Here is a 26,651-nt window from a genome sequence, read left to right as displayed (position 1 = left end):
TGGTAGTGTGGGGTTTCCCCATGTGAGAGTAGGTCATCGTCAAGATTAAATTCCAGAAACCCTCATCGCTTACGCGTTGAGGGTTTTTGTTTGTCTGGGGTTCCACAAACCTCTGCATTCTGCTGAACTCATAACCATACCTTTCAGTATTGAAGTCAGAGACTCACCCTACAGCAGTTGAACGCCCCCATGCCTGCCAATCTGCTACCGGGGCGCAGATGGAAGCTGCTCAGCACTGGCAGGCTTCCGTCCGGCTGACGCTTCGCATCCCAACCAATATCCGAGACATCTTCAAAGTCAGCGTCGGTTACAGGCGTTTGCAGCGCCCACGAGTTGTGGGCCATATCCAGTCCTTCGCTGTTTACGGTCAACCGTCCCTTGTAGGCAATATTGTTGAGCAGGTGGCCGAGAGGGATCAGCGAGCCGTCTGGCGCGATACCCGCCATGTTGTAGTTTGCGCCATTGGAAAAAGCCGTGTTGTTGATGAAGTCCAGCGCCAAGGTATGGTGATTGGCGTAGAAACCGGCGGATTTGTTGTCGAAGGCAACTGAATTACGGACGATATGTTTCACGCCGTTGGGCACATACTTGCCACCGTATCCGCCCGCTTTGATCCCATTACCGTTGCCCGCTTCGAGTTTGGTGTGCGTGCCAGGCAGGTAACCTTGCTGCCATGCCCACGAATTTTCGATGGTTACCGGCGAGAAGGCATTGATCAGGTCAAAGCCGTCGTCGGAATTGGCCCAGGCTCTGCAACCGCGAAATACGTTACCTGGATGCCCCGCCTTGATGTGTGCGCCGAAGCCGTCAGCGCTCTGACCTGCGCCGTTTGAGGTGTAAGGATCGTAGTTGTGGTGCGAGTCGGTATTGAGTACCAGGTTATAACCGCCGTTCTGAATGAACAGGCCTGGCCCCATGTTGTGATGCAAGTTGAGTAGCTCGAAAGTGTTGTGGCTGCCGCTGTTCCAGATGCCCCAGGACTCGTGATTGAGATGGTTATCCGGCTGCTGCGGCACGCCCGTTACCTCCAGCCCCTTCAGGTGCAACCAGCTACCGGTAACGTTGAAGCCTTTGACGCGACAATCGTCTTTCATGGCCGAGAAATCAAACACCGGTGTTTCGCCCGGATAGGCCCAGTAACGTATAGGTTTGTTTTCGCTGCCGCTGTTGTTCAGGGTGATGGCATTGACGGTGTCTGTACGGGTAGCGCAGCTGTTGATGCCTGCTGTGTAGGTGTAGATTCCGCCGCGAAAATACACCGTGTCGCCGGCTTTTGCGGTTTTCTGTGCACGCATGATGGATTGCAATGGTGCGGCTTTTGTACCGGCAGCGTGATCATTGCCATTTGGGGCAACGTAATAGTCGGTTGCATGCGCTGTTGCAGCAACGGTCAGCAAGACCGTCAATAGTATGGTTTTCATGAGGTCACTCCAGGCCAGCCTCTCGCAATCCTATGCGTGTTTGCTGCACCCCATTGTGAATTCAATGAATAAAGAGTCTGTTTGTGCAAGGCCTGCACTATGGCCTCACTCAATTCAAAGACAATAAAAAAGGCCGCATTCTCATGCGGCCTTCTGACTACAGCTAACGACCCTTACGAAGCCAGTTCCGGAACCTCTGGTTTCACTTCATCGCGACGCTGAATGTATTTCCAGTCAGCCTCATCGATGTATATCCCGTTAGGCCCGCTGCCGCCTTCCAGGTCGATGGCAACGTGAGCCGAGACCTGTGGCTTCACACTTGCCAGAATCGGAACGAAGCCCAGTTGCAGGCTCGTTTCCAGCAGCGCAGCCTGGTTCTTCTCATCGATGTCTGCTGCTTCGTCCAGGTAATAAGGCAAGCGCACCCGACCAGCCTGATCCCGATCCATCAAGTGCAGCAACAGGTACATGTTGGTCAATGCCTTGATGGTCATCGTCGTGCCGTTGGACGCTGCGCCGTCGATATCGGTGTGGATAACCGGCTGACCATTGACCTTGGTGATCTCGAATGCCAGTTCGAACAAGTCCTTCAAGCCCAACTGGTTATGGTTGGCAGCCACAAGTCGCGCCAGATACTCCTTGGCCTCTTCGTTCTTGTTGTCCTGCTCGGCGCTCTGGCTCAGGTCGAAGACTGACAGTGTCTCGCCTTCTTCATATTGCCCGGCGCTGTGGATAATCTGATCGATGTGCTTGAGTGCTTCCTTGTTCGGCGCGAGCACGATACGGAAGCTTGCCAGGTTAGAGACTTGACGCTTGTTGATCTCGCGGTTGAACAGCGCCAGTTGATGCTCAAGGCTATCGTAGTCGCTACGAATATTGCGCAGGGTGCGGGCGATGTCAGTAACCGCAGCGCGACGAGCCTTGCCCAGCGTAAGTGCCTCATCGGTACGGTGTGCGTAGGCATTGATCAGCAGTTGCAGGCGACGCTCCATGTCGTCCTCGCTGTCGAATTTGGCCACGCCCTTGAGGCGAACCTGGGCATACAGCGCTTCGATCTGCCCATCGCTGCGCAACAGACCTTGCCAGCTGTCCTGATAGTCGTTGAGCAGCGGCAACAGGTTATCCATGGAGTCGTCGATCGGGTCCATGAACGGTGTGCCGAAAGGCAGGTCTGCTGGCAGTAACTGACGGCGACGTAGCGCGTCGTCCAGCGTGCGTTGCTTGGATTCCATATCGCCGATCTGACGTGCGATCAATTGCAGCTTGGCTGACAGTTGCTGCACGCGCTCGGTGAACGCGTCGCTGGAGCGTTTCAGTTCATCCTGAGCGGCTTCCATCTGCGCAAGTTCTTCCAGCTTGGTGGATTCCTCCGCGCTCAAGGTCTGGCAACGGCGGAAGTCTTCAAGTGCCTTTTGCGCATCCAGCACCTGCTGGTACAGCGCTTCGGTCTGGGTCTTGCTCGCCGAACGGTCGGCGGCCACAGCCTGCTGGGTTTTCAGTTGCTTGAGCTCTTTTTCCAGACGCTCTTTCTGATCGCGCAGCGCAGCACGATCGGCCAGCGCCTGCAGGGCAGGAGGCTCGATACTCGACAGGTTGATTGTCAGCCCGGGTACGGCGAATTGATCGCCCTTGAAGCCATCCAGAATGGTCTCCAGCGATTTGACCCACGCGTCGCCGTCGTCCAGCGCAATACCTTGCTCACCCAGTGGCAGGCTGAACAGCGCGCTGTTGAACAGGCGCATCAGGCGTTCTACGTCCGGCTGGGAGAACTCTTCACGCAGACGGGCGTAACTGTTGTTGTCCGCGTGGTCGAGCTGTTGCTTGACCGACTTGAGGCGTTTCTCCAGGTCGCGCAAACGCTCGTCCAGGTCTTCGGCGCTGAACTGCCGGGACTGGGCCAGCGCACCGGCCAGTTCATCGTGAGCATCCTTGGCTGCGAGCAGTTGCTGCTCCAGCACCTTGACGTCATCGACCAGCGCAAAACGATTCTTCAGCACCGACAGCTCGCCGACCCAGCGCTGGATACTGCTGATCTCGCGCTCCAGACGCATCAGTTCCTGAGTGCTGCTGCGCTGATCGTTCTGCATCTCATCCTGCTGAGCACGGTAATGCTCGGCCTGAGCGACCAGTTCTTCCTTGCGCGCGCCAGAGTAGTCCGACCAAGTGCCAAGCAGTGAATCAAGGATCGGCGACAGACGATGCAGTTTGCCGCGCAACAGATCACGCTGTTTGACCCCGGCAGCCAGTGCCTCGACCAGCGGGCCAGCCAGTACCAGCGAGTTGTAATCCTGTTCCATGCGCCGCACGTCGCGGAAAGCTTCTTCACAGGCGGCGATGTAGTCGACGCTGCCCGAACGCAGGCTGTGCTCGAACGCATCGAGAAACAGCTGCTTGAGTTTGGCTGCCGTGATTTCACGCATGTGCAGCAGGTTGATGAACAGCGCGCGGAAAGTCTTCAGGCTCTGCTCGCTGGTGGAGCGTAGCGGGATCAGGGTCAGGTCCAGCGGGATCGAGGTATGACCGCCGACCAGCAGGCGGCGCAACTCGTCCGGCTTGAGTTCGTAGGCTTTCAGGCCCTGGCTTTCCAGGTTGCTGAACAGCTCTTTCTGACGCAGGCAGGTGTCGTTCTTCTGGTAATGACCCAGGTCCAGCTCGCCGGCATAGGCAAAGAACTGGTGGCCGAAACCGCCACCCGGGCCGCGGCCTACCACGCCAATCACATGCGGGCCGTGGGGCAGGGAGACTTCCACCAGAATGTAACTGGTGTCGGTGGCAAAGTAGAAGCGCCGGGACTGCTCAAGGCTGTACTTGCCGAAGCTCATGTCCGACATGCGTGCCAGAATCGGGAATTGCAGGGCGTTGATCGAGGCGCTCTTGCCGAGGTTATTCGCGCCGTACACCGACAGCGGGTTTTCCAGCGGGAACAGGCCGAGGCTGTAACCGGCGGTGTTCAACAGGGCAAAGCGGCGGATGCCATAACGTTCCTGGCTCATGTGTCCATCTCCTGTTGTTGCTCATCGGCGATTGCCCGGGCAAGTGCCTCTTCCTCGGTTTCTTCACCGAATTCAGCCAGGTCCAGCGGGTCATCGGTTTCCAGCAGCTTCTCGTCGCTGTCGTCATCGATGAGCACAGGCGTTGGCAGTGGCAGGGCGCTATGCAGGCTGGCCGCCAGATCGCGGTCCTGTTGCACCGACAGGCATACATCGAGAAAACGGTGCATCGGCGGCAGGAAGCGGTAGATACCGACCTCTTCACTGGCAAAACCCAGTTGCGTCATGCGGCGCATGATCTTCTCTTCAAGCTCTTCCTGGGTCTGCACTTCCGCCTGAAGAAACAGGTCCCGGTACTTTTCCAGCATCGAAGGCAGTTCGTCACGGCCCAGACTGCCGCCATCCAGCACGGCCATCGGGTCACGGCCCTGATCGGCCAGATGCTCGACGAGGATGAAGGTGAACAGCGCCAGACGCTGAGCGGTCTTGTTGACCTGCGCGGCGGCCAGTTCAGGCACGAAATAGTAGAAACCGCGGGTGTCGCAGATCAGTTCGTAGCCCAATGCCTTGAACAGCGCGCGGTACTGGTCCTGGCAGTTGGAGAGTTGGGCATACAGCTCCGGGTCGCGGCGGCTGATGTGATAGCCCTTGAACAGCTCGCGAAAGATCGGCGCGAGCTGGGACATTTCGGATAGATCAAGATGCATGAACAGGGCTCTCGGAATGCTCTGGCTGCTCGTCTTTTGCGGCGAGCAGGGCAAAGGAGCGCAGGCTGACGCGGTGCTCCCGGGTGAAATATTCGCGACGCTCGAGGCGTTCACGGGCGAAGCGCTTGTCCCGCGACAGCCGCGAGAACCAGTACAACAGCTCGTCGGTTTCGCCGGTTGGTTCCTGCTCCAGCAACCAGACCATCAGGTCAGGCATCGGCAGGGCGCTTTCGCAGCGCTCGAGCATTTCCTTGACCGTACGTGGCGCGCGGGGTGGTTCGCCCTTGCGTGTACCACTGGCCTTGGGGAATTTCGCAGGCTTGGGTTCAAAGCGCGCCAAGGCATAGACGTAAGCCTCGACCTGGCTCGCGCTGCCCAGAAAGGTACTTTGCGGGCGGGTAAACAATGGCATGGCAGCCTGTGGCACTGCGTCCAGGCCCTTGCGCCGAATCGCCGACAAGGCCAGCGCCGCGCCACGAGTCACCGCATTATGGCGACGTGCCTCCTCGCGCAGCGGCAACAGCAGCTCGCGTGCATGGCGCAAGGTCAACTGAGCGCTGGTCTGCATCTCCAGAATGCGCGCATGGGTGCGCAGCAGCATGTCGTCGTCGACCAGATGACCTAGGCGTTGTTGCTCGGTCAACAGGCGCAGCAGCACATTCTCGACCTTGCGCACACCCTGTTCGAAAGCACCGTCGGCATTGACCAGTTGAATCATCGGCTCGACGTATTCGTCCCAGGTGGCCAGAACTTCTGCATACCGCTGGCGCAAAGGGATCTGCCGGTCGCTGGTCTTGGCCCGGTCGGCGACCGCGACCAGTGCCTGTTCGTCGTTGGCAAGCTTCTTGAGAACGTCGCGCACCCGCATGTCCAGCAGCCGCAGCTGCCTGGCCAGATCATTGGCATCGCGAATATCGAACGCGTCCTGAATGTAACCGGCCAGGCGCTCCAGATGGCGCAGATAAGCCTCGATTTCCAGGCACAGGCCCAGCCGGTGCTCGCGGCGCAGGTAGGACAGGAAGTCATGGATCTGTGCGTTGAGCTCAAAGCGGTTCGGACTTTTCGCGACGGGCACCAGAATGTCCAGACGAATCCACACGTCCAGCAGGTTGGTGATGTCTTGCGGGGTGCTGTCCTGCTGCTGAGCGCCCAATTGCAGGCGCAGCTCGCTCAGGCTCAACGTACCCTGGTCGAAGTGTTCGCATAAGGGCTCGAGTAGCGCCCAGTGCTCGGCAAGGGCGCGCAGGACGCGCTTGGGTTCGATCATCGTTAGGCCGACTGTTGACAAGTGAAAAGCGGCAATTGTACTGCATCAGTCGCCTGATATTTCACCTGCGGGCGATATGCTGCAGCGCAAAAAGGCGAACAACGCTAGAATTGCGCGCTTAACTTATCCACAGGTGGCTGACCCTTGCTCAACGAGTCCCGTCGCCGCGCTTATTTGACCGCCATGCAGGTGGTCAACTGGCTGCCGCGCACAGAACTGCCATTCGCCGCGCCCTCGCGTCCGGAGCTGCTTGCGCCGTTACCGCCGCCGGTCGAGGTGCAGAACATTGCGCCTGCTGCCGCGCCATCTGCGCACGCTGCGCCGGTCGAAGCTGCGAACGTTGTGCCGATCACCCGGCAGCCCGAGCGCCCGAAGGTCGAGGTGCCGCGTCCGTCACTGGCCAGCACGCGCACAGTTGCCCCGGTCGAAGAGGCCGCGCCTGCGCCGCCCAAGGCCGCGGTTGTGCCGCCACCGCGTTTTGCCCTGCAATTGCTGCGTGCCGGCCGTTGCATGCTGCTGGTAGAACTGACCACCGGCCAGCCGTTTCAGAGCCGCGATCCGTCCTACCTGCTGCTCAAGGACATGCTGCGCGCTGCCGGTCTGCCCGACAGCCCGCAGATTATCGGCGAACCGGTGCGCTGGCCGTTGCTGGTGCGCGGCCAGATGGATCAGGGCCCGGAAGCGGCGCGCGACTTCGTGCAAGGCTTTGTCGGTGCCCGGCTTGAGGACGAACCCTGTGCGTGCCTGTGGCTGATCGGTTTGCCGTCGATGAAGTTCGCCGGTGAAGCCGACGCCGAATCCTATAACCGCGAATTGCAGATCGAAGGTCTGGGTACTGCCTGGGCGTTGCCGGGTCTTGAATTAATGATGGACGAGCCTGAGCGCAAGGCCGATGTCTGGAAAGCCATGCGTCGGCTGATGACGCGCTGGAAATCGATCGATGAGTGATGCCGTAACCTTCCGCCCCATGACCGAAGCCGATATGGATGCGGTGCTGAAAATCGAATACGCAGCATTCAGCCATCCCTGGACACGCGGCATCTTTCTCGATGGCCTCAAGTCCTACGAGATCTGGCTGATGTTCGAAGGGGCGCAGCAGGTCGGGCACGGTGTGATTCAGGTCATCATCGATGAAGCGCATCTGCTCAATATCACCGTCAAACCTGAAAATCAGGGCCGTGGTCTTGGCTTGCTGCTGCTGGATCATCTGATGAAGCGTGCTTATCAGCTAAACGCTCGGGAATGCTTTCTGGAGCTGCGTGACAGTAATCGTCCAGCCTATCGTCTGTATGAAAACTACGGTTTCAACGAGATAGGCCGGCGTCGCGATTACTACCCGGCAGTCGGCGGCCGCGAAGACGCTGTGGTCATGGCCTGTACGCTTTTCGAATAGTGCTGGCTGTCAGCGCTGGGTATTGCCATCCAGCGGGTCGATGATTGCCAGTTCCTCCTCGTCCAGACCGTTGCCACCACCGATGTCATCTTCATCGACTATAGTCCGCTCCAGGTCGGCAGGATCGTCTTCGCCCTGCTCATTCGGTGAACGGGCACCGTCTTCGCGGATCAGGGTTTCCGGAGACAAATCGTCATCGGTCGAATGGTGATCGTCAGTCGAGGCACCGGTCAGGCCTGCCTCACGCACACGCTGATCCGGAATTTCATGTTGCAGTTCGTCTTCAGGAATAAGATCACCGATACGGGCACGATCTTCTTCGTCGAAGTCGAGTGTTTCCATGGAGCCCATACGGTCTTCGTTATCGTCGATGGGTTCCGGTTCGGCAGCACCGAACGGACGGCGTGAATCGTTCATGGGAAATCCTCATTTCAGGTGGTCGTAAAAAATGGACCGGCCATGACTTTGAAGATTCCTTTTTGTTGACCGACGAGCTTTGGTGAATTTTGTCAGTAGTGGCAAATAGGCGTGACTTGAAGGATTCGACTCCAGTCCAAGGCTGGGCATCATTATCGAGGCGTCAAAGCATGAACGAGCTACAAGACCTGATTGATAACAATGCACGCTGGGCCGATGCGATAAAGCAGGAAGACCCAGAGTTTTTCGCCAAGCTGGCCCGCCAGCAAACACCTGAGTTCCTGTGGATCGGTTGTTCGGATGCACGTGTCCCGGCCAACGAGATCGTCGGCATGCTGCCCGGCGATCTGTTCGTCCATCGCAACGTGGCCAACGTTGTGTTGCACACCGACCTCAACTGCCTGTCGGTGATCCAGTACGCAGTGGACGTGTTGAAGGTCAAACACATTCTGGTGACGGGCCACTATGGTTGCGGCGGTGTACGCGCGTCCATGCAGGACCGCCAGTTTGGCCTGATCGACGGCTGGCTGCGCACGATTCGTGATTTGTATTACGAAAACCGTGAAGTGCTGGCCAAGCTGCCCACCGAGGAAGAACGTGTCGACCGTCTGTGCGAGCTGAACGTGATTCAGCAAGTGGCCAACGTCGGTCACACCAGCATTGTGCAGAACGCCTGGCACCGTGGGCAGAGCCTGTCTGTGCATGGCTGCATCTACGGCATCAAGGACGGTCGCTGGAAGAGCCTCGACGTAACCATCAGCGGCTTCGAGCAGTTGCCGCCGCAGTACCGTCTGCGTCCGCAGGACTGACAGCCGCCCTCAGGCTGCAGCATCGCCAGCCAGTCCGTTTTTGCGACGGCTGGTTGGCGACAGGCAGGTCATCACAGCACGAAGCGCTGCACCATCAGATTCAGATCAGCCGCCAGCATCGACAGCGAATTGCTCGCCACGGTGGTCTGCTGCGCGCCTGACGCTGTCTGGCTCGACAGGTCGCGGATACTGCTCAGGTTGCGGTCTACTTCAGTCGCGACCTGGGCTTGCTGTTCTGCTGCACTGGCAATCAGCAGGTTGCGGTCGTTAATGGTGGCCGTTGAATGGATGATCACGGTCAATGCTTCGCCAGTCGATGCAGCTTGCTCAAGCGTCAGGCTGGCTTGCGTTGCCGTGTGGCGCAACGAGCTGGCCGTTTGCTGAGTGCTTTGCTGCACACCGCTGATCAGCCCTTCGATTTCTGAGGTGGAGGCGCTGGTGCGTTGCGCCAGTGAACGAACCTCGTCAGCTACCACGGCAAATCCGCGCCCGGCTTCGCCCGCCCTGGCTGCCTCAATGGCGGCGTTCAAAGCCAGCAGGTTGGTCTGGTTGGCGATCGCGCGAATCACATCGAGGATGCTGCTGATGCTCTGCGTGCGCTCGGCCAGTCCTTCAGCCTGATGCGAGGAGTCCAGTACGTTTTCAGTCAGTTGCTTGATCGAAAGAATCGTCGCCGACAGTTTTTCCTGTCCTTGCGCTGCCGCCTGGGTCGACGCCTGTGATTCGGTCACGGTGCTGCTGGCGTTGCCTGCTACTTCGATGGCCGCCTGACTCATCTGGTTGACGGCGACTGCGGCCTGCTCTATTTCGTTGTTCTGCAATTGCAGATTGAGCGCACTGGCTTCGGCAATGGTGCCCATTTCCTGAACCGACTGCGACAGCTGCGTCGCCGCTGCGTAGATCTGATCAATCGTGCCGTGCAGGTTGGTGCGCATGCGCCCCAGGGTGATCAGCAACTGCGCGGTCTCGTCCTTGCCATCCGGTATCCGGTGCTCTGTCAGATCACCATCGGCGATGGTGCTGGCAATGTGCAAAGCCTGGCGGACCGGGTGAATGATGCTGACGCTCAGACGCCAGGCCAGCAGCAGGGTCAGAGCCAACACGACGGCGATGACGCTCAGCGCAATGATTCGTGCCTGCTCGTAGCGGGTGCCTGCTGACTCTACGGCGGCGGCAGCGCTCTGTTTGTTCAGCTCGCGCAGCAACTGCACCTGCATGTCCATCAGGTCGCCTTGCAGCGCGAGCATGGTATTGGCCAGCATTCGGGCCTCATCCAGCTTGTTCTGCTCGATCAGCGTGATCTGATTCTGCAAGCCGGGCATGAACGCCTTATAGGCATCCTGCAACGCGACGATAGAGTCATGCTCAGTGCCCGATTGAACACGCGCAAGGTATTCCGAGAAACCTTTCTCGACTTCGTTCTTGAGCTGTTCGACATTGATCTTGCTGTTGATGACCGCACCCGGATCGTCGGCATTGGCGATCAGCCGGGTGGTCTCGCTGCGCAGTTTGACCAGGCCGATGGCGATGGCATCGGCCATGGCGATACTGGGCAGCGCGCCGCTCTCGACAGCTTCGCCCTGATTGCGGATCTCCTGCATCTGCAGCAGGCAGAAAGCCCCCAGCGCGACCATCAGCAGGGAAGTGATGCCGAAACAGATCACCAGGCGCAGGGTAATCCTGAAGCGGCGCAATAGTGTTGGCGTTGTGGATTGCCGACGCAGGAAACGAGGCATAAATCTTTTCACGGCACACAACCCCTATAAACACGCAGACCTTCTCGGAGAGCCGTTTATAGGGCAGTTGTGTGATGTCTTTATGACATCTGATGTTTATATCGGAAACAGGTAACCCATCATGGTTGAGGCGCGCCGATTTCCTCCATCAGTTCATTCAGAAAACGCTTCAGCCGGTCGTGCCTGATCTTCGCCATCTGTGTCCCGGTGTCGGTTTGAAAGCTGTCGGCGAGGTGCAGCAGCTTGGTATGAAAATGGTCGGCGGCGAAGTTCCTGTCGTCATACGGGCGCTGGCTGGCATGCGGGTCGTTCGGTTCGTAAAGCTGTCTGCCCATCCGCCCTGATACGTAAAAGGTTCGAGCCACGCCGATCATGCCCAGAGAATCCAGACGGTCGGCGTCCTGCAGAATTCGGGCTTCCAGTGTCAGCGGGGTTATCGCCGCCGAGAAACTGTGCGCTTCGATAGCATGGGCAACCGCAGCGATACTTTCTTCGTCCCAGCCCATCTCGGTAAGCAATTCGCGGGCCCGTGCTGCCGCCAGTCGCGAAGCACTGGAGCGAAACGGTGAGTCTTTCTCGACCGAAACACAGTCGTGTAACAGCGTGGCGGCGATCAGTACGCGGGCATCGCCGCCTTCCCGGTCACGGATGGCGCAGACGTTTTTCCAGACGCGCAGCAAGTGCGAGACGTCGTGCGCGCCATCGATTTTCTCTGCATGAGTATGCGGGATCAGCAGGCTGGCCAGATCCTGAAACGGGGCGAAGCTGGCGGCGGTCATGCGATGGTCCTCAAGCGTCTGTGCGGGTATCAGCATTACAGACAATGCCGCCTGATAAAACCCTGTCACTGGTCAAGAATATGGCTGATCTGGCCTGCAAGCAGCCCCGCACCCCGGGCGTTGAGGTGGTTGAAATCCTTGTAGTACGAGTTCATATCGCCAATCAGGCATTGCTTGTCCTTACAAAAGGCTTCATCCAGGGTGATCAACCTGATCTGCTTCGCCTGGCTGGCGTGCAGGAACAGTTCGCGAGTGAAGCGTTGCAACAGAGCATGTTTTTCGACTGGCACCGACAATTCACTGACCCGCTGCAGTTTCTGCGCATCACTGTCCCAGGCATCACGGGCCAGGCGGTAGTAGAGGCTCTCGGGATTGATCAATTGCTGCGGCACCTGCGCGACGATGAATACCTCGGTGCCGATATCGCGGTAGGCCTTTATCGTGGTTTCAAATGCCTGCCTGAACACTGCTCGCGAGGTTTCCCGGTTTTTTTCCGGGTGGGTGCGGGAGGTCAGGAAATACTTGCTCATCTTCCGCTCGCCGTAATTGCCGTCGGTGTACAGCGTCCAGCGTGCCACCAGCACGACCTTTTTGATCTGCCGCTGCTTCACGTATTCAAACTCGCGATTGGCCAGCGCCTCGCATACCCCGGCAGGGTAGTTACCCTTGGCGATGTCCACGCCGAGCAAGGGCAGGCAACCGCCCAGACCTATGTGCGCGACGGTTCTGCCCAGATCCCGCGCGGCGGCGTCAAACGTCGATAACAGGGCCTCTGAGTGGCTGTCACCAAACAGAGCCATCTCCGGTACGACGTTGCTGTCGGCAAGACCAAACAGGCAAAAATCGACATTCCAGCCTTGGCTATCAAGGTTCCGGTCGCATTTTTCGCGTATCTGCGGGTCGACAAATGCCTGATGCATCGCCGGATCGACAGCGAAGCGCTGGCTAAAGCCGTTATTGAGATAGCCGACCAGCCCCAGCACGACAAATAGCGTGGAAGCAACGCCTGCCGAGGCGAAGAGCTGACGGCGGTTGAATGCACCGGCCTTGCGAAAGGGCTGCTCGACGAAGCGCCAGCTCAGCCAGGCCAGCAGCAGCGAGAGCAGGGTCAACGCCAGCATCAGCGGCAGGCCTGGCTCAATCAGGCTGCGCTGACGAGCGAAGGCAAAGACGGGCTGATGCCACAAATAGGCGCTGTAACTGATCATGCCGATCAGGACCGTTACCCGTGAACTCAGCGCGTTGCCGACCCAGGTCTGGCCATTGGCGAAGACAATGATCAATGCCGCACCCAGCACAGGCAGCAGCGCGTTGAGGCCAGGGAAGGGTGTACTGCTGTCGAAACAAACCACGGCATAACCAATCAGCAAAATCCCCAGCAGCGTCGCCGCCTGATCGAGATGGCTGGCGCTATCAACGCTACGCGGGCGCCAGACAAAGTAGAAGGCGATGAACGAGCCCGTCAGCAATTCCCAGGCGCGTGCAGGCAGCAGATAAAAAGCGTTACTGGCGTTATGACGCGCCCCCAGCTCCGCCAGCGCCAGGCTTGCCAGGGCAGCTGCGATCAGCAGCACAATCAGCCACTTGCGACCCATGCTCCAGGCCAGCATCAGTAGCGGTGGGAAAAACAGGTAGTACTGCTCCTCTACCGCGAGCGTCCAGGTGTGCAGCAAGGGTTTGAGTTCAGCGGTTGCGTCGAAATAGCCGCTTTCCAGCCAGAACAGTAGGTTGGAAGAGAAGGTCGGCACCGCCACCAGGCTTTTGGCGAAGTATTTCAGGTCAGACGGATCGAGCGTTAACCACGCGACAGGCAGGCAGACCAGCATCATCACGAACAGCGCCGGCAGAATGCGTCGGGCGCGCCGTTCGTAGAAATCGATCAGCGAGAATCTGCCGTTGAGCATCTGCGCAAGAATGATCGAGGTGATCAGATAGCCAGAGATCACAAAAAAGATGTCGACCCCCACGAATCCACCGCTGAATAACGGCAAACCCGCGTGATACAGGATGACCGGGATCACCGCGAGCGCGCGCAGGCCATCGATTTCGGGTCGATAGCCGAGCGCCGGGTTATGAGGAATGCCCATGAAGTGTGCTCGATACAGGAAGTGGTGAAAGGCGGCAAATGCGCGCTGCAATAGCTACCGCCAACGCAGGGCGCAGGCGTTGGGGATGAAGGATCAGAAGGGAATCGCAGGAGAGAGTGGTGTATTTTTTAGCTCAGGTATTCGCTCCTGTCCAATGGCTGAAGCCGGTTTATATCGACAGGTTTGCACCAGCGGATCAGCGTCTTCCAACCTGAAAGTGTAAAAGCCCTTTATAATTCATGGTTTTTACCCCTCGATGCGAGAACCATTGTGAGCTTACCGTCCTGCCCGAAATGCAATTCCGAATACACCTACGAAGACGGCAGCCTGCTGATCTGCCCGGAATGCGCCCATGAATGGTCTGCAGACGCTGCTGGCGTCGATGCAGCCGACGACGTGAAAGTCATCAAGGACTCCACGGGAAATGTGCTGCAGGACGGCGATACCATTACCGTGATCAAGGACCTGAAGGTCAAAGGCTCTTCGCTGGTGGTCAAGGTCGGTACCAAGGTCAAGAACATCCGTCTGGTCGATGGCGACCACGATATCGATTGCAAGATCGACGGCATCGGCGCGATGAAGCTGAAGTCCGAGTTCGTCCGCAAGGTTTGATTCTGTCGGGCAATGGCTTTAGCCTGAACGCCTCGCCGGTCCTTCGACTGGCGGGGCGTTCATGTTTCCGGGCGCGCCAGGGCTGTTTTTCCTGAACAGGTGAATACCGTGCCGACGACTACCCCCGCCCCGTATCTGAAACCCGATGAATGTGTCGTGCTGTTCGATGGCGTCTGCAAACTGTGCAATGGTGTGGTGAAGTTTCTGATTCGCCATGATCCGCACCAGCGTCTGCGCTTGGCCGCCGTACAGTCGGAGCAAGGGCAGGCATTGCTGAAGTGGGCCGGGCTGCCGCTCGACGATTTTCATACCATCGCAGTCATCGTTAACAATCGGGTGTTCGTACGCTCGGATGCATTTCTGCACATCATGGGGCTGCTGCCTGCGCCGTGGCCGCTGCTGAAAGTGCTGGGTATTTTTCCACGCTTTCTAAGGGACTGGGCCTACAACCGTATCGCGCTCAACCGATATCGCCTGTTCGGGCGCTATGATCACTGTCTGTTGCCGTCGCCCGAGAACCGCCAGCGCTTCCTTGACGGCTGACGACCGGCGGTCATTTGTAAAGTCTGTCATGACTGTACGGGTTGTGATCCACTCTGGCGGTCCGTAGAATTCGTGTCATCTGGCTTCACTCCCCATATCCACAATAATCCACTTTGCACACTGCGCCCGATTCAGAAGGTCGAGCGGAGCGTTTTTGCGTTGGTTTTTCAGTGGGGGCGAGCCGCGGTTCCATACAGGTGTCAGGCGTGCGTGTTCATGCGTGGCGATCGGCCTTCGGGTCGGAACATTTTCAGGGCGTTGCGATTCTTGATAACTTCACCTCCAAACGAGCAAGCAGGTAGCTGGCTTGGCGTATTCGCGCTGGCCTTGGCGGCCTTCATTTTCAATACCACCGAGTTCGTGCCGATCGGTCTGCTGAGTAACATCGGCCAGAGCTTCGAGATGACCCCGGCCCAGGTCGGGCTGATGCTTACGATCTATGCCTGGGTCGTGTCGCTGATGTCGTTGCCGATGATGCTGGCGACGCGCAACATCGAGCGCCGCAAGTTGCTGATGTTCGTGTTCGGCCTGTTTGTGGTCAGCCATGTACTCTCCGCAATCTCCCCCAGCTTCGCAATCCTGCTGGTGAGTCGGGTCGGTATCGCCTTTGCACATGCGGTGTTCTGGTCGGTCACGGCGTCGCTGGCCGTGCGCATCGCACCGCCCGGCAAGCAGGTTCAGGCGCTTGGCCTGCTGGCGACCGGTACGTCGCTGGCGATGGTGCTGGGTATTCCGCTGGGCCGCGTGCTGGGTGAGGCTCTGGGCTGGCGGACTACCTTTCTGGGCATCGCCGGCATCGCTGCGCTGGTAGTCTTCCTGTTGGCTCGCGCGCTGCCTTTGCTGCCCAGCCAGAACTCCGGCTCGTTGCGCAGCCTGCCGATCCTGTTCAAACGCCCACGGTTAATGGCGATCTACCTGCTGACCGCGATTGTGGTGACCGCTCATTTCACCGCCTACAGCTATATCGAGCCGTTCACCCAGACTGTGTCCCGACTCAGCGGCGAAATGACCACGATTCTGCTGCTGGTCTTTGGCGGTGCAGGAATCATGGGCTCGATCATCTTCAGCCTGTTCAGCGACCGCTTCCCTAACGGGCTATTGATCACCGCCATTGGCACGCTGACCGTTTGCCTGCTCATGCTATTGCCACTCTCCGGCGATGCGACAGCGCTCGGCACGCTGACCATTATCTGGGGCATGGCGATCATGTGCTTCGGGCTGACCTTGCAAGCGCGTGTACTCTCGCTGGCACCGGATGCGACCGATGTGGCAATGGCGCTGTTCTCGGGCATCTTCAATATCGGTATTGGTGGCGGTGCGCTGCTCGGCAGCGTGGTCAGCAGCCATCTCGGGGTTGCCAATGTCGGTATTGTCGGCGGCCTGCTGGCCTTGGGCGGGTTGGGGTTGTGCTGCTTTACGACGCATTACTTCGGCAAAATCCCGCCTGCTGCCGAGGTGCAGGCCGAGAGCAAATAGGGCGCGCATAAAAAAGCTCGCTGACCGCGCAATGCGATCAGCGAGCTTTTTGTTCAGGCCTCGGCGTCAGGCTTTAAGCCGTCCCAGCCACTCCAGCGACGTTCTCCAGACACAAATTCCGAGAAAATACGCCGACATCGCCAGCCACAGCCCCATGACCACAGGACCGTTGTGTGGGTGGTTGATGATCAGCAGCGCGCTGGACAACAACCACACGGTGGTGACTGCGATGTTGATCGGCATGAAACGACGCACACGAAACGGGTGCAGAAACTTCATGCGCGTCAGGGTCAGCAATGCCAAGGCGATGATGGTGATGAACGTCAGCCACGGCGCGGGCGACAGAATGTAAAGGCACAGGGCAACTACGTTCCATGCCGCGGGAAAGCCCTGAAAGTAGTTGTCCTTGCTTTTCATGTCGACGTTGCAGAAGCAGAACAGCGACGACACCAGAATCACCGATACGCTGAGCAGCAACGTGTAATCCGGCACTGGTATGTAGCGATAGATGAACAGTGCCGGAATGAACACGTAGGTCAGGTAGTCGATGACCAGGTCCAGCACCGAGCCATCGAAGTGCGGCAGTACCGAGGTGGTATTGACCTTGCGAGCCAGTGAGCCGTCTACGCCATCCACGATCAGGGCGGCGCCCAGCCACAGCAGGCATGCTTTGGGTTCGTTGTTGAACAAGGCAATGGTAGCCAGGAACGCAAGGACGACGCCGGTGGCGGTGAAGCCATGCGCGCCCCAGGCGTTGAGTCTGGCTATGCGTTGATTGGTTATCACGGGGGCGCTCTCCAGGAAATAATGCTTGCCAGGGTGTGCCGCAAACCTGACCGGTAGCAACTATCGACCCGGCAATTGCCGATAAGTTTAGCGGTGACTATCCCTTGTTTCCCGGTTACTTTCCAGAAAACCACGATCTGTGTCAGACCGCTCGTCTCTGGAATCTTGCGGTTCGACGAAACAGGTAGGCGCGTCACCGTTGGCATTGAGTTGGTTGATCAGGGTCGGCTGGCCCTGTTCATTGAACATTACCTGACCGACACCTGCCGAGTTCCATAAGCGTTCACCGGCCTTGCTGTGCTCGGGCGTGCGCGGAACAACCTTCATCAGGCGGCGCTTGGTGAACCAGTTAAGAGGTGAGCGGGGAGAGTATAACCAGCGATTCAGCCGATCAAAAGTGTCCAGCAGACGACGGGGGAATTCATTCTTGATGCCACTGCTGGTGATTTGCCAGATGTGAGGCCCGCCACTGCGCTGCCGGATCAGGATTTCGTAGACGAACGAGTAATGCACATCACCCGACAGGATCACGTAATTGCCCGGGGTTCTGGAATGGCGAAAGATGTTCAGAATGACGTTGGCTGCGCCACGATGCGCCATCCAGTTTTCCGCATCGACCAGCAACGGGTAGCCGCACCAACTGAAGACACGCTGTATCGCCTCAATCAACTTGACGCCGAACACGGGGGCAGGTGACACGATAATCGCCGATTTATGGTCGATCAGTTCCTGTTGCAGTTCACTGAGTGCTTCCCAGTCCAGCAGGCCGGACGGGTGATTGAAATTCGATTCGCTGCGCCAGCGCCGGGTGCGCGTATCCAGTACCACCAGCGCCGGGCTGGTCGGCAGAACGTAATGCCACTGTTGAAACTTCAGCAACTGATCGATCAGCGCGTCCTGGGCCGTGCTGTCCAGCCAGTTATCCTTGCGCACAGCCGCTGCACTCAATTCATGTACCTGCCGGACCAGGTCGTTGAGTGCGTCGGGATTGTTACCCCAGCCCTGGCAGAGCAGATAGGCGAGCAGGGCATTGCCGATGATGCGTTTCGAGAAGGGATGGCCGTACGCGGTTTCTTCCCAGTTTGCCGACAGGTTCCAGTCATCGGTGATGTCATGGTCGTCAAAAATCATCATGCACGGCAGGTGAGCCATCGCACGCGCCACGCCCTCAAGCCCCGCAGTGAAATCCTCGACCAGTTGCTGCTCTCTGGCATAACGCTCGACTTCGTCGGCTTCCAGATGCGGCTTGCCTGGCTCGATCAGGGTCCAGGGCGTGGGTGACCAGACCAGCAGGTACATCGCCACCACTTCCGCCAGAGTGACCAAATGGTTATCCGCAGTGCTGCTGGTAAATACCGGCTTGCTGGTGCCACCAAAGAACCGCTCACGCAGCGTGTCGTTGCTTTTCAGGGCGGGTAGCAGGTCGGCACGCTGGTAATAGCTGGCCGGGTGCGCATAAAGGCTGGTGCTGTCGTCGACAACAGCACCGTCGAGTTGCTCATCGAACAACCCCAGCCGTTCGATCAGCACATGAATGGCGCGCAGCATCGGCCCGGCGACATCGTCGGCGTAGATCTGATCGCCGCTCATCATCAACAGCGCAGGGCGTTGCAACGGGTCCTGGTTGTCGGCCAACAGGCGATCCACGCAGAGCAGACCCTCGGCCGCGCTGTGATGTGGCTTGCGACACGAGCCATGCAAGAGCTGATCAATGCTGCTGCGCACCACGAAATTCGGATAACGGGCACCGTCGTACAGCAGGTGCGGCGCCCACTCGGCGATACCGCCAGGTTGGCCATCTACCAAAAGGTCGTAATCGATCCTGGTGTCCAGGGGCAGTTCTGCCTCCAGTTGCAGGTCGATCAGGTGAATGAATGCGTGGCGACCTACCGCGACGATCTGGCATTGCTGATCGGTCAGTGAATGGTCGTTGAAGTCATCTGCTGCATTCTCAACGCCATGACGCAGACGCAGTATCAGCTTGAGCGGGCGCGAGCCCACCAGCCACAGTACCAGGCGGCCGGCTTCCTGGCGGCGTAACAGCGGGCCGACAAGAATGGATGGTAACGGACGTTTTTCGGCGGGCGAAGACGGCATCCTGATTCATGGCTCTGACTGATCGTAGGCGGGAAATACTAACGCAGTCAGTGCGGAAAGTTCTTGTTACACCGCTGGGCTGCGACCTTCAGCCTGTTTCAAAGCATTGCGCCGTTAGCCCTGAGCCCTTGGCGGTCAATCGGATGAATGTCACTTCAGTGGCGCTCGATGCTGCCGATAGACGCTTTATACAGAGCCTGAAACTGCCGGTCCTCGAGCACCGCAGCCCAGCCTCAGTCAGCTGTTAAAACTAGAGATTTCTCCATGAACTGGTTCTACAACGCCAAGCTTTCCACCAAGCTGTTTATCTCATTTGCACTCTGCGCGGTTATCACCCTCGCGGTGGGCATGGTTGCCAGCCGGGGGATCGGTGAGCTCGCCAGCAACCTGAAACTTGCGTTCTCCAACAACCTGGTGTCGGTGTCGAAAACCAACGAGGCCACCATCAATGTTGTCGAGCAGAATCGTGATTTGTATCGCTTGCTTTCGGTCACTGCCAGCAACGCGCCACAAAGCGTGAAGGATGAAGTTCTCGCCAGTATGAAAAACAATCGCGCAGAAGCAGAAAAAGCTTATGCGACCTATCGTGCAACACCGCTTGAAGATGACGAGCGCGCTGCAGGCGATAAGATGGACAAGGACTGGCCCGTCTATCAGACGCTGGTTGATCGTGCTGTGGCTGTTGTCCTTTCCGGAGACGTTGCAGCCGCGAGGGCGCTGATCGAAGGCGACGTTCGCAAGGCCTATCTGACCGTGGTGGACGAGTTGTACATCATGGTCGGCTCCAACAACCGTCAGATAGGTGAAGGTGCAATCGCCGCTGAAAAAACAGAATCAGCGGCCAATCTCAATCTGTATATGGGGATCGGCATTGCCTTCGTGGCCGCCTTCCTTTTGGCACTGTTTATCAGTCGTGTGATCAGTTCGCCCATTTCCTCTGCCCTTGTCAGTGCGCAGCGCATTGCCGGTGGCGATCTGACCCAGCCGATCGTCAGCACTCACCGGGATGAAGCAGGCCTGATGCTTACGGCGCTCAGTGATATGCAGAACAGCCTGAAGAGCACCATCGGACAGATCTCCAGCGCTGCCGACCAGCTTGCTTCGGCTGCTGAAGAACTCAATGCCGTTACCGAAGAAGGCAGCCGTGGCCTGACGCGACAGAACGACGAGATTCAATTGGCTGCCACGGCGGTCACCGAAATGACCGCTGCGGTCGAAGAAGTGGCGCGTAACGCCATGTCTACCTCTGACGCCTCAAAGCGGACCAGTACCGAAGCGGCTACCGGGCGTGATCAGGCGCGTGATGCGGTCAGTGCGATCAACAACGTCAGCGCCGAGATCAGCAGCTCCACCTCAATGGTTGAAGAGCTTGCCGGGCGGGTTCGTGAGATTGGTCAGGTGCTGGACGTGATCCGTGGTATCGCCGAACAGACCAACCTGCTGGCCCTCAACGCCGCCATCGAGGCTGCGCGCGCCGGTGAGCAGGGCCGCGGCTTTGCCGTGGTGGCCGACGAAGTACGTGCGCTTGCCGCTCGTACTCAGGCGTCCACAGGTGAAATCGAAACCATGATAGGCAGCGTGCAGGCCAGTGCCGATCAGGCTGTGCGGGCCATGGGTAACAGCCGTACCCTCGCCAGCAATACTCAATCCCTGGCTCAGGCCACCGGCCAGTCGCTGGAGCGCATTGCGCAGAGCATTGCCGAAATCAACGATCGCAACATGCTGATTGCTACCGCGTCCGAAGAGCAGTCCCACGTTGCGCGCGAGGTGGATCGCAATCTGATCAACATTCAGGACCTATCCACCCAGACCGCTGCTGGCGCTCACCAGACCAGCGCTTCAAGTCAGGAGCTGTCTCGTCTGGCGATTTCCTTCAACAATCTGGTAGGCAAGTTCAAGGTCTGACACAAGCGTCAGGACGCAGTTACCGGCAGGCGCTTCTGGAAAAAGAAGCGCTTGCTGCCGGGCGGATAGTCGTCAATCTGCCCGAACTCGGAGTAACCGTGGCGGCGATAGAAATCCGGAGCCTGGAAGTCGAAGGTATCCAGCCAAATCCCGACACAGCCCTTCTCGACGGCCAGATCCTCGGCCATCTGCATCAGGCGTGAGCCCATGCCCTGGCCCCGGGTTTGTTCCGGCACGACCAGCAACTCGATAAACAACCACTGATAAAAAATGCGCGCGTGCAGGCCGCCGAGAACTTCCCGGGTCTGATCATCGCGAATAAACATTGCCACCTTCTCGGCCTTACCGTCACCCGCCTGCTCGGCGTTAAAGCGCTTCAGGGGTTCCAGAATCGCCAGGCGATCTTCTTCTGTAGGGTTACTGTTGACGTCAATGTGAACGCTCATGCGCTGGCTCCTGGCCTTGGTTTGCGCGACGAGCTTAAAGCGGCCTGGATGTGGGGTAAAGCCAGGCCCTGCAAAGCGTCATTTCACGCAAAGCAAACACAGTTACGTCCGGCGCGCTTGGCGGCGTAGAGGGCATTGTCAGCAGCGCTGATCAGATGGTCGGCAGTGGTCTGCGGCGCGGTTGCACACGCGACCCCCAGGCTTACAGTAACGAACGCGCTTTCGCCCAGCACCGGGTGCGGCAACTTGAGCGCCGCGACAGCGGCCTGCAGGACGTCGGCCATTTCTCTGGCCTGTCCGGCATCGCCATTCATTAAAACCAGAACCTCTTCACCGCCAAAACGAAACGCCACGGCACCGTTTTCATGTGCGCTTTGCTGGATTTTCTGACAGAGCAACTTGAGGCAGGTATCACCTTGTGGATGCCCATAGTTGTCGTTGTAGGATTTGAAGTGATCGATGTCCAGAAGGATGATGGCCACGTCCGCCGGTGTTTTACGCGCGCGTTCCCAAACCGAGGTCATCACTTCGTCCTGATAGCGTCGATTGAACAGGCGGGTCAAACCATCGGTGCGTGCGAACTCCATCAACTGCACTTGCAGCAGGCGTCCGCGAAGCGCGAACAGATAGCTCATGCGGCTGGCGCGTTCCAGAAAATACGAAGCCATTAACAGCAGCGCTACCGTGGAGACGAACAGCACTGCATTGGCCTGCCAGATCACAAAGTCTGCGAAATTGGCAATGTAGGTTGTCACCAGCTGGATGATCAGCATGCATGACATCGCGACGGCTGCATGGCGCAGGGGCAATTGCTGGATCATGGTGCAATAGACCATGATCAACAGCATGCCCAGTTGATAAAAGATTTGATACGGGCTCTGACTGTGAATCATCACCAGCATGGGCATGAGCGAGCACAGTACCGTCGCGGTCGCAGCGGTCGTTTCCATTGCCCAGCGAGTGGAAAAGCGCTGCGCCAGCACTAACAGCACAATAAACATCGGCGTTATCAGGCACAGACGCCCCAGCGCCACGTAGACAAACACATCCCGCAGAATCAACCAGTCACTGATCAGAAACAGGTTGTAGATCAGGCTGCCACCAATCCCCACCGCCGTCAGGAATTCGCGCCGCTGTGGTCTGGTTTCCGCCTGGTAGCGTTGCTCAAGCACACGGCTGAAGCGCAACGCACCCACACCTGAAGTAATCGTCTGCTCTACCTCCGCAAGGAGTTGTGCATCTTCAGGATTGGGGCGTTCAAGGGCAGAAACGAGCATGTGACACCGGTACATTAACATCGAGAGAGATTAGGACATCACGAATGATGTCTTAGTGCTATCAGCGTGTAGTGTGTGTGTCCTGAAGGCGACCGGCGGTTCCTGTAGGCACTGGCTGAGCGACTGCAAGGGGGGCAGGAGGCGGGTATATGCCGCTGGGCAACACGCATCAATTCAATCTGCCATCATCAGACGAAACGCCTTAATCCCGTCTACGCTTAGGCCGATACATACGTACAACCCACTACTGGTGCCGTCATGTTCAACACTCGCTTGAAAAAGGAATTACAGGCACAACACGCCGAGTTATCTATGTATCGGCAAATGCAGAAAGGGATGGACGCGCGGATGGTGTCGCTGAGTCTGGACGCCAACAACCATATCGTCCATGCCAATGACAATTTCCTGAGGGCGCTTGGTTATTCTGCCGACCAGTTGCTGGGCAAGGATCTGGACCAGATGGTGCCGTCCTACGTCAAACAACTCGATTGCTACCGTAACCTCAAGTTGGCGGTGCAGAAAGGCGAGTCGGTGATCGACAACTACCGTTTTCTGCATGCCAACGGCAGTCTGGTGTGGATTCGTGCAATGTGGCAGCCGGTTCTGGATGACCAGGGCAAACTGGTGACCTTGCAATGCTACGGGTCGGACATCACCCAGACCGTCGAGACCGCTGCCGAGAACTCTGCGTTCATTCAGGCATTGCTGCGCTCTACCGCCGTGATCGAGTTCGATCTTGGCGGCCACGTGCTCACGGCCAATGACCAGTTTCTGCGTGGCATGGGTTACAACCTGGCGCAGATCAAGGGCAAGCACCACAGCATGTTCTGTGATCCGGCTGAAACTTCACTGGCACCGTACCGGGAGTTCTGGGCGATGCTCAACCGCGGCGAGTTCGTCGCAGGGCGCTTCAAGCGTATCGACAGCAGCGGGCGTGAGGTCTGGCTGGAGGCTACTTACAACCCGGTTCATGATGCTCAGGGCAAACTCTACAAGGTCGTCAAGTTCGCCACGCTGGTGACCGATCAGGTCGCCCGCGAAGATGAAGTCAGCCAGGCGGCCAGCGTGGCGTTTGAAATCTCCCAGCAGACCGACGTCAGCGCCCAGCGCGGCGCGGATGTGGTGCAGAACACTGTGCAGACCATGCGCAAGATATCCGAAGAGATGCAGTCGGCTTCCTCAGGCATCGAAGCACTGGGCAAGCAGTCCCTGTTGATCAGCTCCATCGTGCAGACCATCGGCGGCATTGCCCAGCAGACCAATCTGCTGGCGCTCAATGCCGCCATCGAGGCCGCGCGCGCCGGTGAGCAGGGCAGGGGCTTTGCCGTGGTCGCCGATGAAGTCCGCCAACTGGCCGGCCGCACCAGCGCCGCGACCGAAGAGATCGTCAGCGTCGTGCAGCAAAACCAGTCGCTGGCCGATGAGGCGGTACGCGGCATGGCCAACAGCCGCACTCAGGCGGAACAGGGTCTTTTGCTGGCCAACGAGGCCGGCGCGGTGATCGTCGAGATTCAGGAAGGGGCCAAACAGGTGGTAGGCGCAGTGGGTCGGTTTGCCAATCAGTTGAAGTAGCGGCTGACTTCACTGTCGGTATTTCAGGTGTTGCAGGGCATGGACGACCGGCAACACCTGATAGCTCTGGCATCATTTTTGGACGGCAGGCAGAATGCGCCGCAGTTGGTCAGTGATCACCTTCGTACTCTAGTGTTGTGAATCACTGGTTCCACTCTGACAAGGATTGGTTGGATGCTGCTTGCTGTACTTACCGTTCTCAATGCCCTTTGCCTGATCGGTGGCTTGCTGTTCAACGCAGAGTTGTTGAACAAGGCAGGCGCCGATATTCCCCTCAAAAACCTGCAGGCGCTGGAAATATACGGGCAGAGCCTTGCCGCAGTGAGCGTGTGCCTGGCGGCCTGGCGCCTGTGTATCTGGGCTCATGGGAAATGGGGACATCAGCAGCATCTCATGCGCTCCATCCTGCTCAGTACCGTGGTACTGGCCCCGCTGACCTGGTGGGTTCAGGGTGTGGTCCCGGACGCGATTGCTGAAGCGTTTCCTGCCGATCTGCGGGTTTACAGCCTTTACGCCTACGTGACGAAAAAAGGCCTGCTCTACGATTCGGTGCAGATACCCGGCATTCCCTATCAGGAATATCGCGACAAGGGCGAGGGCAAGGCCTTCATCGCCAATCTTGGCGTACTCATGAGTGTTCAGGGCTCGTACGTCGAGCAGATTGGCCACAATTTTCAGGGCTTCGCCCAAACCGTCTTCAAGGGCTATACCCGACGCAACGCCGATCGGCTCTACAGCCGGCTGCAAGCGGAAGTCCTCCCGGTCTTTGACGATATCGCCCGTGAATACGCAAAGGTAGAAGCCTTGCGGCGCTCTGGCGTAGCGGGCAATAAACGCAAACCGCTTGCGCTCCCGAACGCAGCCCTGCAACAGGACCCGCCGAGCGCCGAAGACTACGCGTTGGCGATGCCTTCAGGCCTGCGTACCCGTCAGGCGATGGCCAATACTGCGCAGGTGCGCGGCATGGCGCGTCAGGTCCTGGGCCCGCTCTACGTAGAGGGAATGGACCTGCTTGCCACGCCCAGTCAGTTCAACACGTACCTCAATGGCATCGCCAGCAACATGGCCAGCGACGTCGCGCGCACTGATGTGCATGGCGCTCAGAGCCTGAGCGTCCTCAAAAACATGTGGTTCGTACCCTGGTCGTTGCTGAGCGGTCTTTTCATGGGAGCGCTCAATATCGTCGGGCTGCTGTTGTCGACCGTCGAGCAGCGCGCCTTCATGCAGAAGAGGCTTGTCGCCGTCAGAGCAGCATCGGTGGTCCTGATCGTGGTGGTTCCACTGCTCGCCGGCAACGCAATCATTCAATCGCCAGGCTATCGCACTGCGTTCAAGGACATCGAGGCCGGCCCGACCCTCATGGCCGGTGTCTTTCATTGGGCAATGTCTGCAGAAGCCATGTTGTACAACTTGACCAGACCTCTGCTCAACGCCGAGTGAAACGTTTCAAAAGGGAGTAAGCCCCGTGCGCAAGAAGCTCGTTGCATCAATTCTGGCGGTAAGCATCGCCACCTCAGTCACCGGATGCGCGCAGATGGGCATCAGCAAGGAACAGGCGGGCACTGTGATCGGCGGTATTGCCGGTCTGGCGGTCGGTGCAACGATGGGCAAGGGCAACGGCCAGATCGCAGCCGCGCTGATCGTTGCAGGCATCGGCGGCTATATCGGTAACCGCATCGGTCAGTTACTCGACGACAGAGATAAACAGGCACTGGCGCTGCGCACTCAGGAAGTTCTGAGTCAGCCCGCAACCCCTGTGGCACAGCCCACTGCCATCTGGCGTTCCGATCACTCCAATGCCAGCGCCCGGATCACGCCAGGCCCGGAGTTCAAGGCGGTCCGGACCATTGATGTCAAACGTACGCCCAACATTCAGGGCGTGCCGTCGATGAAGCTGATCAATCAACCCTATGTCACCCGGTCTACCCTCAATGTGCGTTCTGCACCGAACATGAGTGCTGACAAGGTGGGCAGCCTGCCGGGCAATACGCAATTCACTGCCGTAGGCTCTACCGGTGACTGGATTCTGGTAGGGCGCAAAGGTGTGACCGTGGGCTACGTGCACAAGGACTACGTGATGACGCAGTCCGATGCCGACACCAGAAAGAGGCTTGCTGCAGTCAGGTTCGATGATATGAACGTAGCGGCCAGCAAAGAGACTGAAGCATTCGATCTGGGCTCAATCTCTTCCTTGCCCTCCGGCAAAACATCGGCCGAGACTACTTGTCGACCGCTTTCTGTAAGCCTGGAAGCCAACGGTGGCACCACTGAAAAGCAGGACAACACATTCTGCAGGCAGGCCAATGATACGTGGGAGTTGATTTGAAGCAG

The 26,651-nt window shown here is 58.3% G+C and carries 22 protein-coding genes and 3 pseudogenes; 12 read left to right on the top strand and 13 right to left on the bottom strand.

Going from position 1 to position 26,651, the window contains the following annotated elements:
- Positions 1–155: 155 nt before the first annotated feature.
- The 4 genes from RYC18_RS13050 to mksB all read right to left on the bottom strand — a co-directional run bounded on the left by RYC18_RS13050 (position 156) and on the right by mksB (position 6,385).
- Positions 156–1,421: a right-handed parallel beta-helix repeat-containing protein gene (locus RYC18_RS13050; protein ID WP_316886210.1), complete on the bottom strand. Its 1,266-nt coding sequence runs from the start codon at positions 1,419–1,421 to the stop codon at positions 156–158.
- Between the two features lie 173 nt (positions 1,422–1,594).
- Positions 1,595–4,414, bottom strand: a complete 2,820-nt coding sequence (mksF, locus tag RYC18_RS13045) for an Mks condensin complex protein MksF (protein ID WP_316886209.1) — start codon at positions 4,412–4,414, stop codon at positions 1,595–1,597.
- Positions 4,411–5,118 carry an Mks condensin complex protein MksE gene (gene mksE / locus RYC18_RS13040; protein ID WP_005746468.1) on the bottom strand — a complete coding sequence of 236 codons (708 nt, stop codon included), beginning with the start codon at positions 5,116–5,118 and terminating at the stop codon, positions 4,411–4,413. The genes mksF and mksE overlap by 4 nt, the downstream gene beginning before the upstream one ends.
- Positions 5,108–6,385: an Mks condensin complex protein MksB gene (gene mksB / locus RYC18_RS13035; protein WP_002552082.1), complete on the bottom strand. Its 1,278-nt coding sequence runs from the start codon at positions 6,383–6,385 to the stop codon at positions 5,108–5,110. The genes mksE and mksB overlap by 11 nt, the downstream gene beginning before the upstream one ends.
- Before the next feature lie 144 nt (positions 6,386–6,529).
- Here mksB and RYC18_RS13030 point away from each other — a divergent pair, with 144 nt between their 5' ends.
- Positions 6,530–7,333 carry a hypothetical protein gene (locus RYC18_RS13030; protein WP_005777854.1) on the top strand — a complete coding sequence of 268 codons (804 nt, stop codon included), beginning with the start codon at positions 6,530–6,532 and terminating at the stop codon, positions 7,331–7,333.
- Positions 7,326–7,778, top strand: a complete 453-nt coding sequence (rimI, locus tag RYC18_RS13025; protein WP_002552084.1) for a ribosomal protein S18-alanine N-acetyltransferase — start codon at positions 7,326–7,328, stop codon at positions 7,776–7,778. Before RYC18_RS13030 ends, rimI begins: the two co-directional genes overlap by 8 nt.
- Before the next feature lie 9 nt (positions 7,779–7,787).
- Here rimI and RYC18_RS13020 read toward each other — a convergent pair whose 3' ends face one another.
- Positions 7,788–8,195 carry a hypothetical protein gene (locus tag RYC18_RS13020; protein WP_005777856.1) on the bottom strand — a complete coding sequence of 136 codons (408 nt, stop codon included), beginning with the start codon at positions 8,193–8,195 and terminating at the stop codon, positions 7,788–7,790.
- A gap of 170 nt (positions 8,196–8,365) precedes the next feature.
- Here RYC18_RS13020 and can point away from each other — a divergent pair, with 170 nt between their 5' ends.
- Positions 8,366–9,004 carry a carbonate dehydratase gene (can, locus tag RYC18_RS13015; protein WP_002552086.1) on the top strand — a complete coding sequence of 213 codons (639 nt, stop codon included), beginning with the start codon at positions 8,366–8,368 and terminating at the stop codon, positions 9,002–9,004.
- Positions 9,005–9,075: 71 nt separating this feature from the next.
- Here can and RYC18_RS26535 read toward each other — a convergent pair whose 3' ends face one another.
- The 4 genes and pseudogenes from RYC18_RS26535 to RYC18_RS13000 form a co-directional block, all read right to left on the bottom strand.
- Positions 9,076–9,864, bottom strand: coding sequence for a methyl-accepting chemotaxis protein (locus RYC18_RS26535; RefSeq protein ID WP_410478367.1), 789 nt, complete (start codon positions 9,862–9,864; stop codon positions 9,076–9,078).
- Between the two features lie 69 nt (positions 9,865–9,933).
- Positions 9,934–10,740: pseudogene (locus RYC18_RS26530) on the bottom strand (MCP four helix bundle domain-containing protein); the annotation flags it as partial.
- A 119-nt stretch (positions 10,741–10,859) separates the two neighbouring features.
- The gene (locus RYC18_RS13005) at positions 10,860–11,519 is read right to left on the bottom strand and encodes an HD domain-containing protein (protein ID WP_029240861.1); all 660 of its coding nucleotides are present in this window, start codon (positions 11,517–11,519) and stop codon (positions 10,860–10,862) included.
- A gap of 65 nt (positions 11,520–11,584) precedes the next feature.
- The gene (locus tag RYC18_RS13000) at positions 11,585–13,606 is read right to left on the bottom strand and encodes an acyltransferase family protein (RefSeq protein ID WP_316886207.1); all 2,022 of its coding nucleotides are present in this window, start codon (positions 13,604–13,606) and stop codon (positions 11,585–11,587) included.
- 267 nt (positions 13,607–13,873) lie between these two features.
- Here RYC18_RS13000 and RYC18_RS12995 point away from each other — a divergent pair, with 267 nt between their 5' ends.
- The 3 genes from RYC18_RS12995 (at position 13,874) to RYC18_RS12985 (ending at position 16,237) form a co-directional block, all read left to right on the top strand.
- Positions 13,874–14,218: a zinc ribbon domain-containing protein YjdM gene (locus tag RYC18_RS12995; protein WP_316886214.1), complete on the top strand. Its 345-nt coding sequence runs from the start codon at positions 13,874–13,876 to the stop codon at positions 14,216–14,218.
- Between the two features lie 108 nt (positions 14,219–14,326).
- Positions 14,327–14,761, top strand: a complete 435-nt coding sequence (locus RYC18_RS12990; RefSeq protein WP_002552091.1) for a thiol-disulfide oxidoreductase DCC family protein — start codon at positions 14,327–14,329, stop codon at positions 14,759–14,761.
- Positions 14,762–15,028: 267 nt separating this feature from the next.
- Positions 15,029–16,237 (top strand): sugar transporter, encoded by a 1,209-nt coding sequence (locus RYC18_RS12985; RefSeq protein WP_029240860.1) that lies wholly within the window; start codon positions 15,029–15,031, stop codon positions 16,235–16,237.
- Between the two features lie 66 nt (positions 16,238–16,303).
- Here RYC18_RS12985 and pcsA read toward each other — a convergent pair whose 3' ends face one another.
- Complete coding sequence (gene pcsA / locus RYC18_RS12980) at positions 16,304–17,023, bottom strand: phosphatidylcholine synthase (RefSeq protein WP_002552093.1); 720 nt, start codon at positions 17,021–17,023, stop codon at positions 16,304–16,306.
- An 87-nt stretch (positions 17,024–17,110) separates the two neighbouring features.
- A complete protein-coding gene (locus RYC18_RS12975) occupies positions 17,111–19,120 on the bottom strand; it encodes an alkaline phosphatase D family protein (RefSeq protein WP_005758755.1) in 2,010 nt (669 codons plus the stop codon).
- Positions 19,121–19,384: 264 nt separating this feature from the next.
- Here RYC18_RS12975 and RYC18_RS26525 point away from each other — a divergent pair.
- Positions 19,385–20,167: pseudogene (locus tag RYC18_RS26525) on the top strand (MCP four helix bundle domain-containing protein); the annotation flags it as partial.
- Positions 20,141–21,025: a methyl-accepting chemotaxis protein gene (locus RYC18_RS26520; protein ID WP_404944462.1), complete on the top strand. Its 885-nt coding sequence runs from the start codon at positions 20,141–20,143 to the stop codon at positions 21,023–21,025. The pseudogene RYC18_RS26525 and the gene RYC18_RS26520, both read left to right, overlap by 27 nt.
- An 8-nt stretch (positions 21,026–21,033) precedes the next feature.
- On the opposite strand, the gene RYC18_RS12965 is transcribed toward RYC18_RS26520, so the two are convergent.
- Together RYC18_RS12965 and RYC18_RS12960 are read right to left on the bottom strand one after the other, a co-directional pair.
- The gene (locus RYC18_RS12965; RefSeq protein WP_005746480.1) at positions 21,034–21,471 is read right to left on the bottom strand and encodes a GNAT family N-acetyltransferase; all 438 of its coding nucleotides are present in this window, start codon (positions 21,469–21,471) and stop codon (positions 21,034–21,036) included.
- An 83-nt stretch (positions 21,472–21,554) separates the two neighbouring features.
- Positions 21,555–22,748 (bottom strand): diguanylate cyclase, encoded by a 1,194-nt coding sequence (locus tag RYC18_RS12960; protein ID WP_057404058.1) that lies wholly within the window; start codon positions 22,746–22,748, stop codon positions 21,555–21,557.
- A 258-nt stretch (positions 22,749–23,006) separates the two neighbouring features.
- On the opposite strand from RYC18_RS12960, the pseudogene RYC18_RS26515 reads away from it, so the two are divergent.
- The 4 genes and pseudogenes from RYC18_RS26515 to RYC18_RS12945 all read left to right on the top strand — a co-directional run.
- Positions 23,007–23,723 (top strand): annotated as a pseudogene (locus RYC18_RS26515) (PAS domain-containing protein); the annotation flags it as partial.
- A gap of 42 nt (positions 23,724–23,765) precedes the next feature.
- A complete protein-coding gene (locus RYC18_RS26510) occupies positions 23,766–24,320 on the top strand; it encodes a methyl-accepting chemotaxis protein (RefSeq protein ID WP_369812071.1) in 555 nt (184 codons plus the stop codon).
- A 174-nt stretch (positions 24,321–24,494) separates the two neighbouring features.
- Positions 24,495–25,760, top strand: coding sequence for a hypothetical protein (locus tag RYC18_RS12950; RefSeq protein WP_316886206.1), 1,266 nt, complete (start codon positions 24,495–24,497; stop codon positions 25,758–25,760).
- Between the two features lie 25 nt (positions 25,761–25,785).
- A complete protein-coding gene (locus RYC18_RS12945) occupies positions 25,786–26,646 on the top strand; it encodes an SH3 domain-containing protein (RefSeq protein WP_057404060.1) in 861 nt (286 codons plus the stop codon).
- Positions 26,647–26,651: the final 5 nt, after the last annotated feature.

The organism is Pseudomonas syringae group sp. 247E2 (genome assembly GCF_032587795.1).
GTDB classification, from domain to species: Bacteria; Pseudomonadota; Gammaproteobacteria; order Pseudomonadales; family Pseudomonadaceae; genus Aquipseudomonas; species Aquipseudomonas amygdali.
The sequence above is the reverse complement of the archived record's forward strand: the minus strand, read 5'-3'. Positions and strand labels throughout refer to the sequence as shown.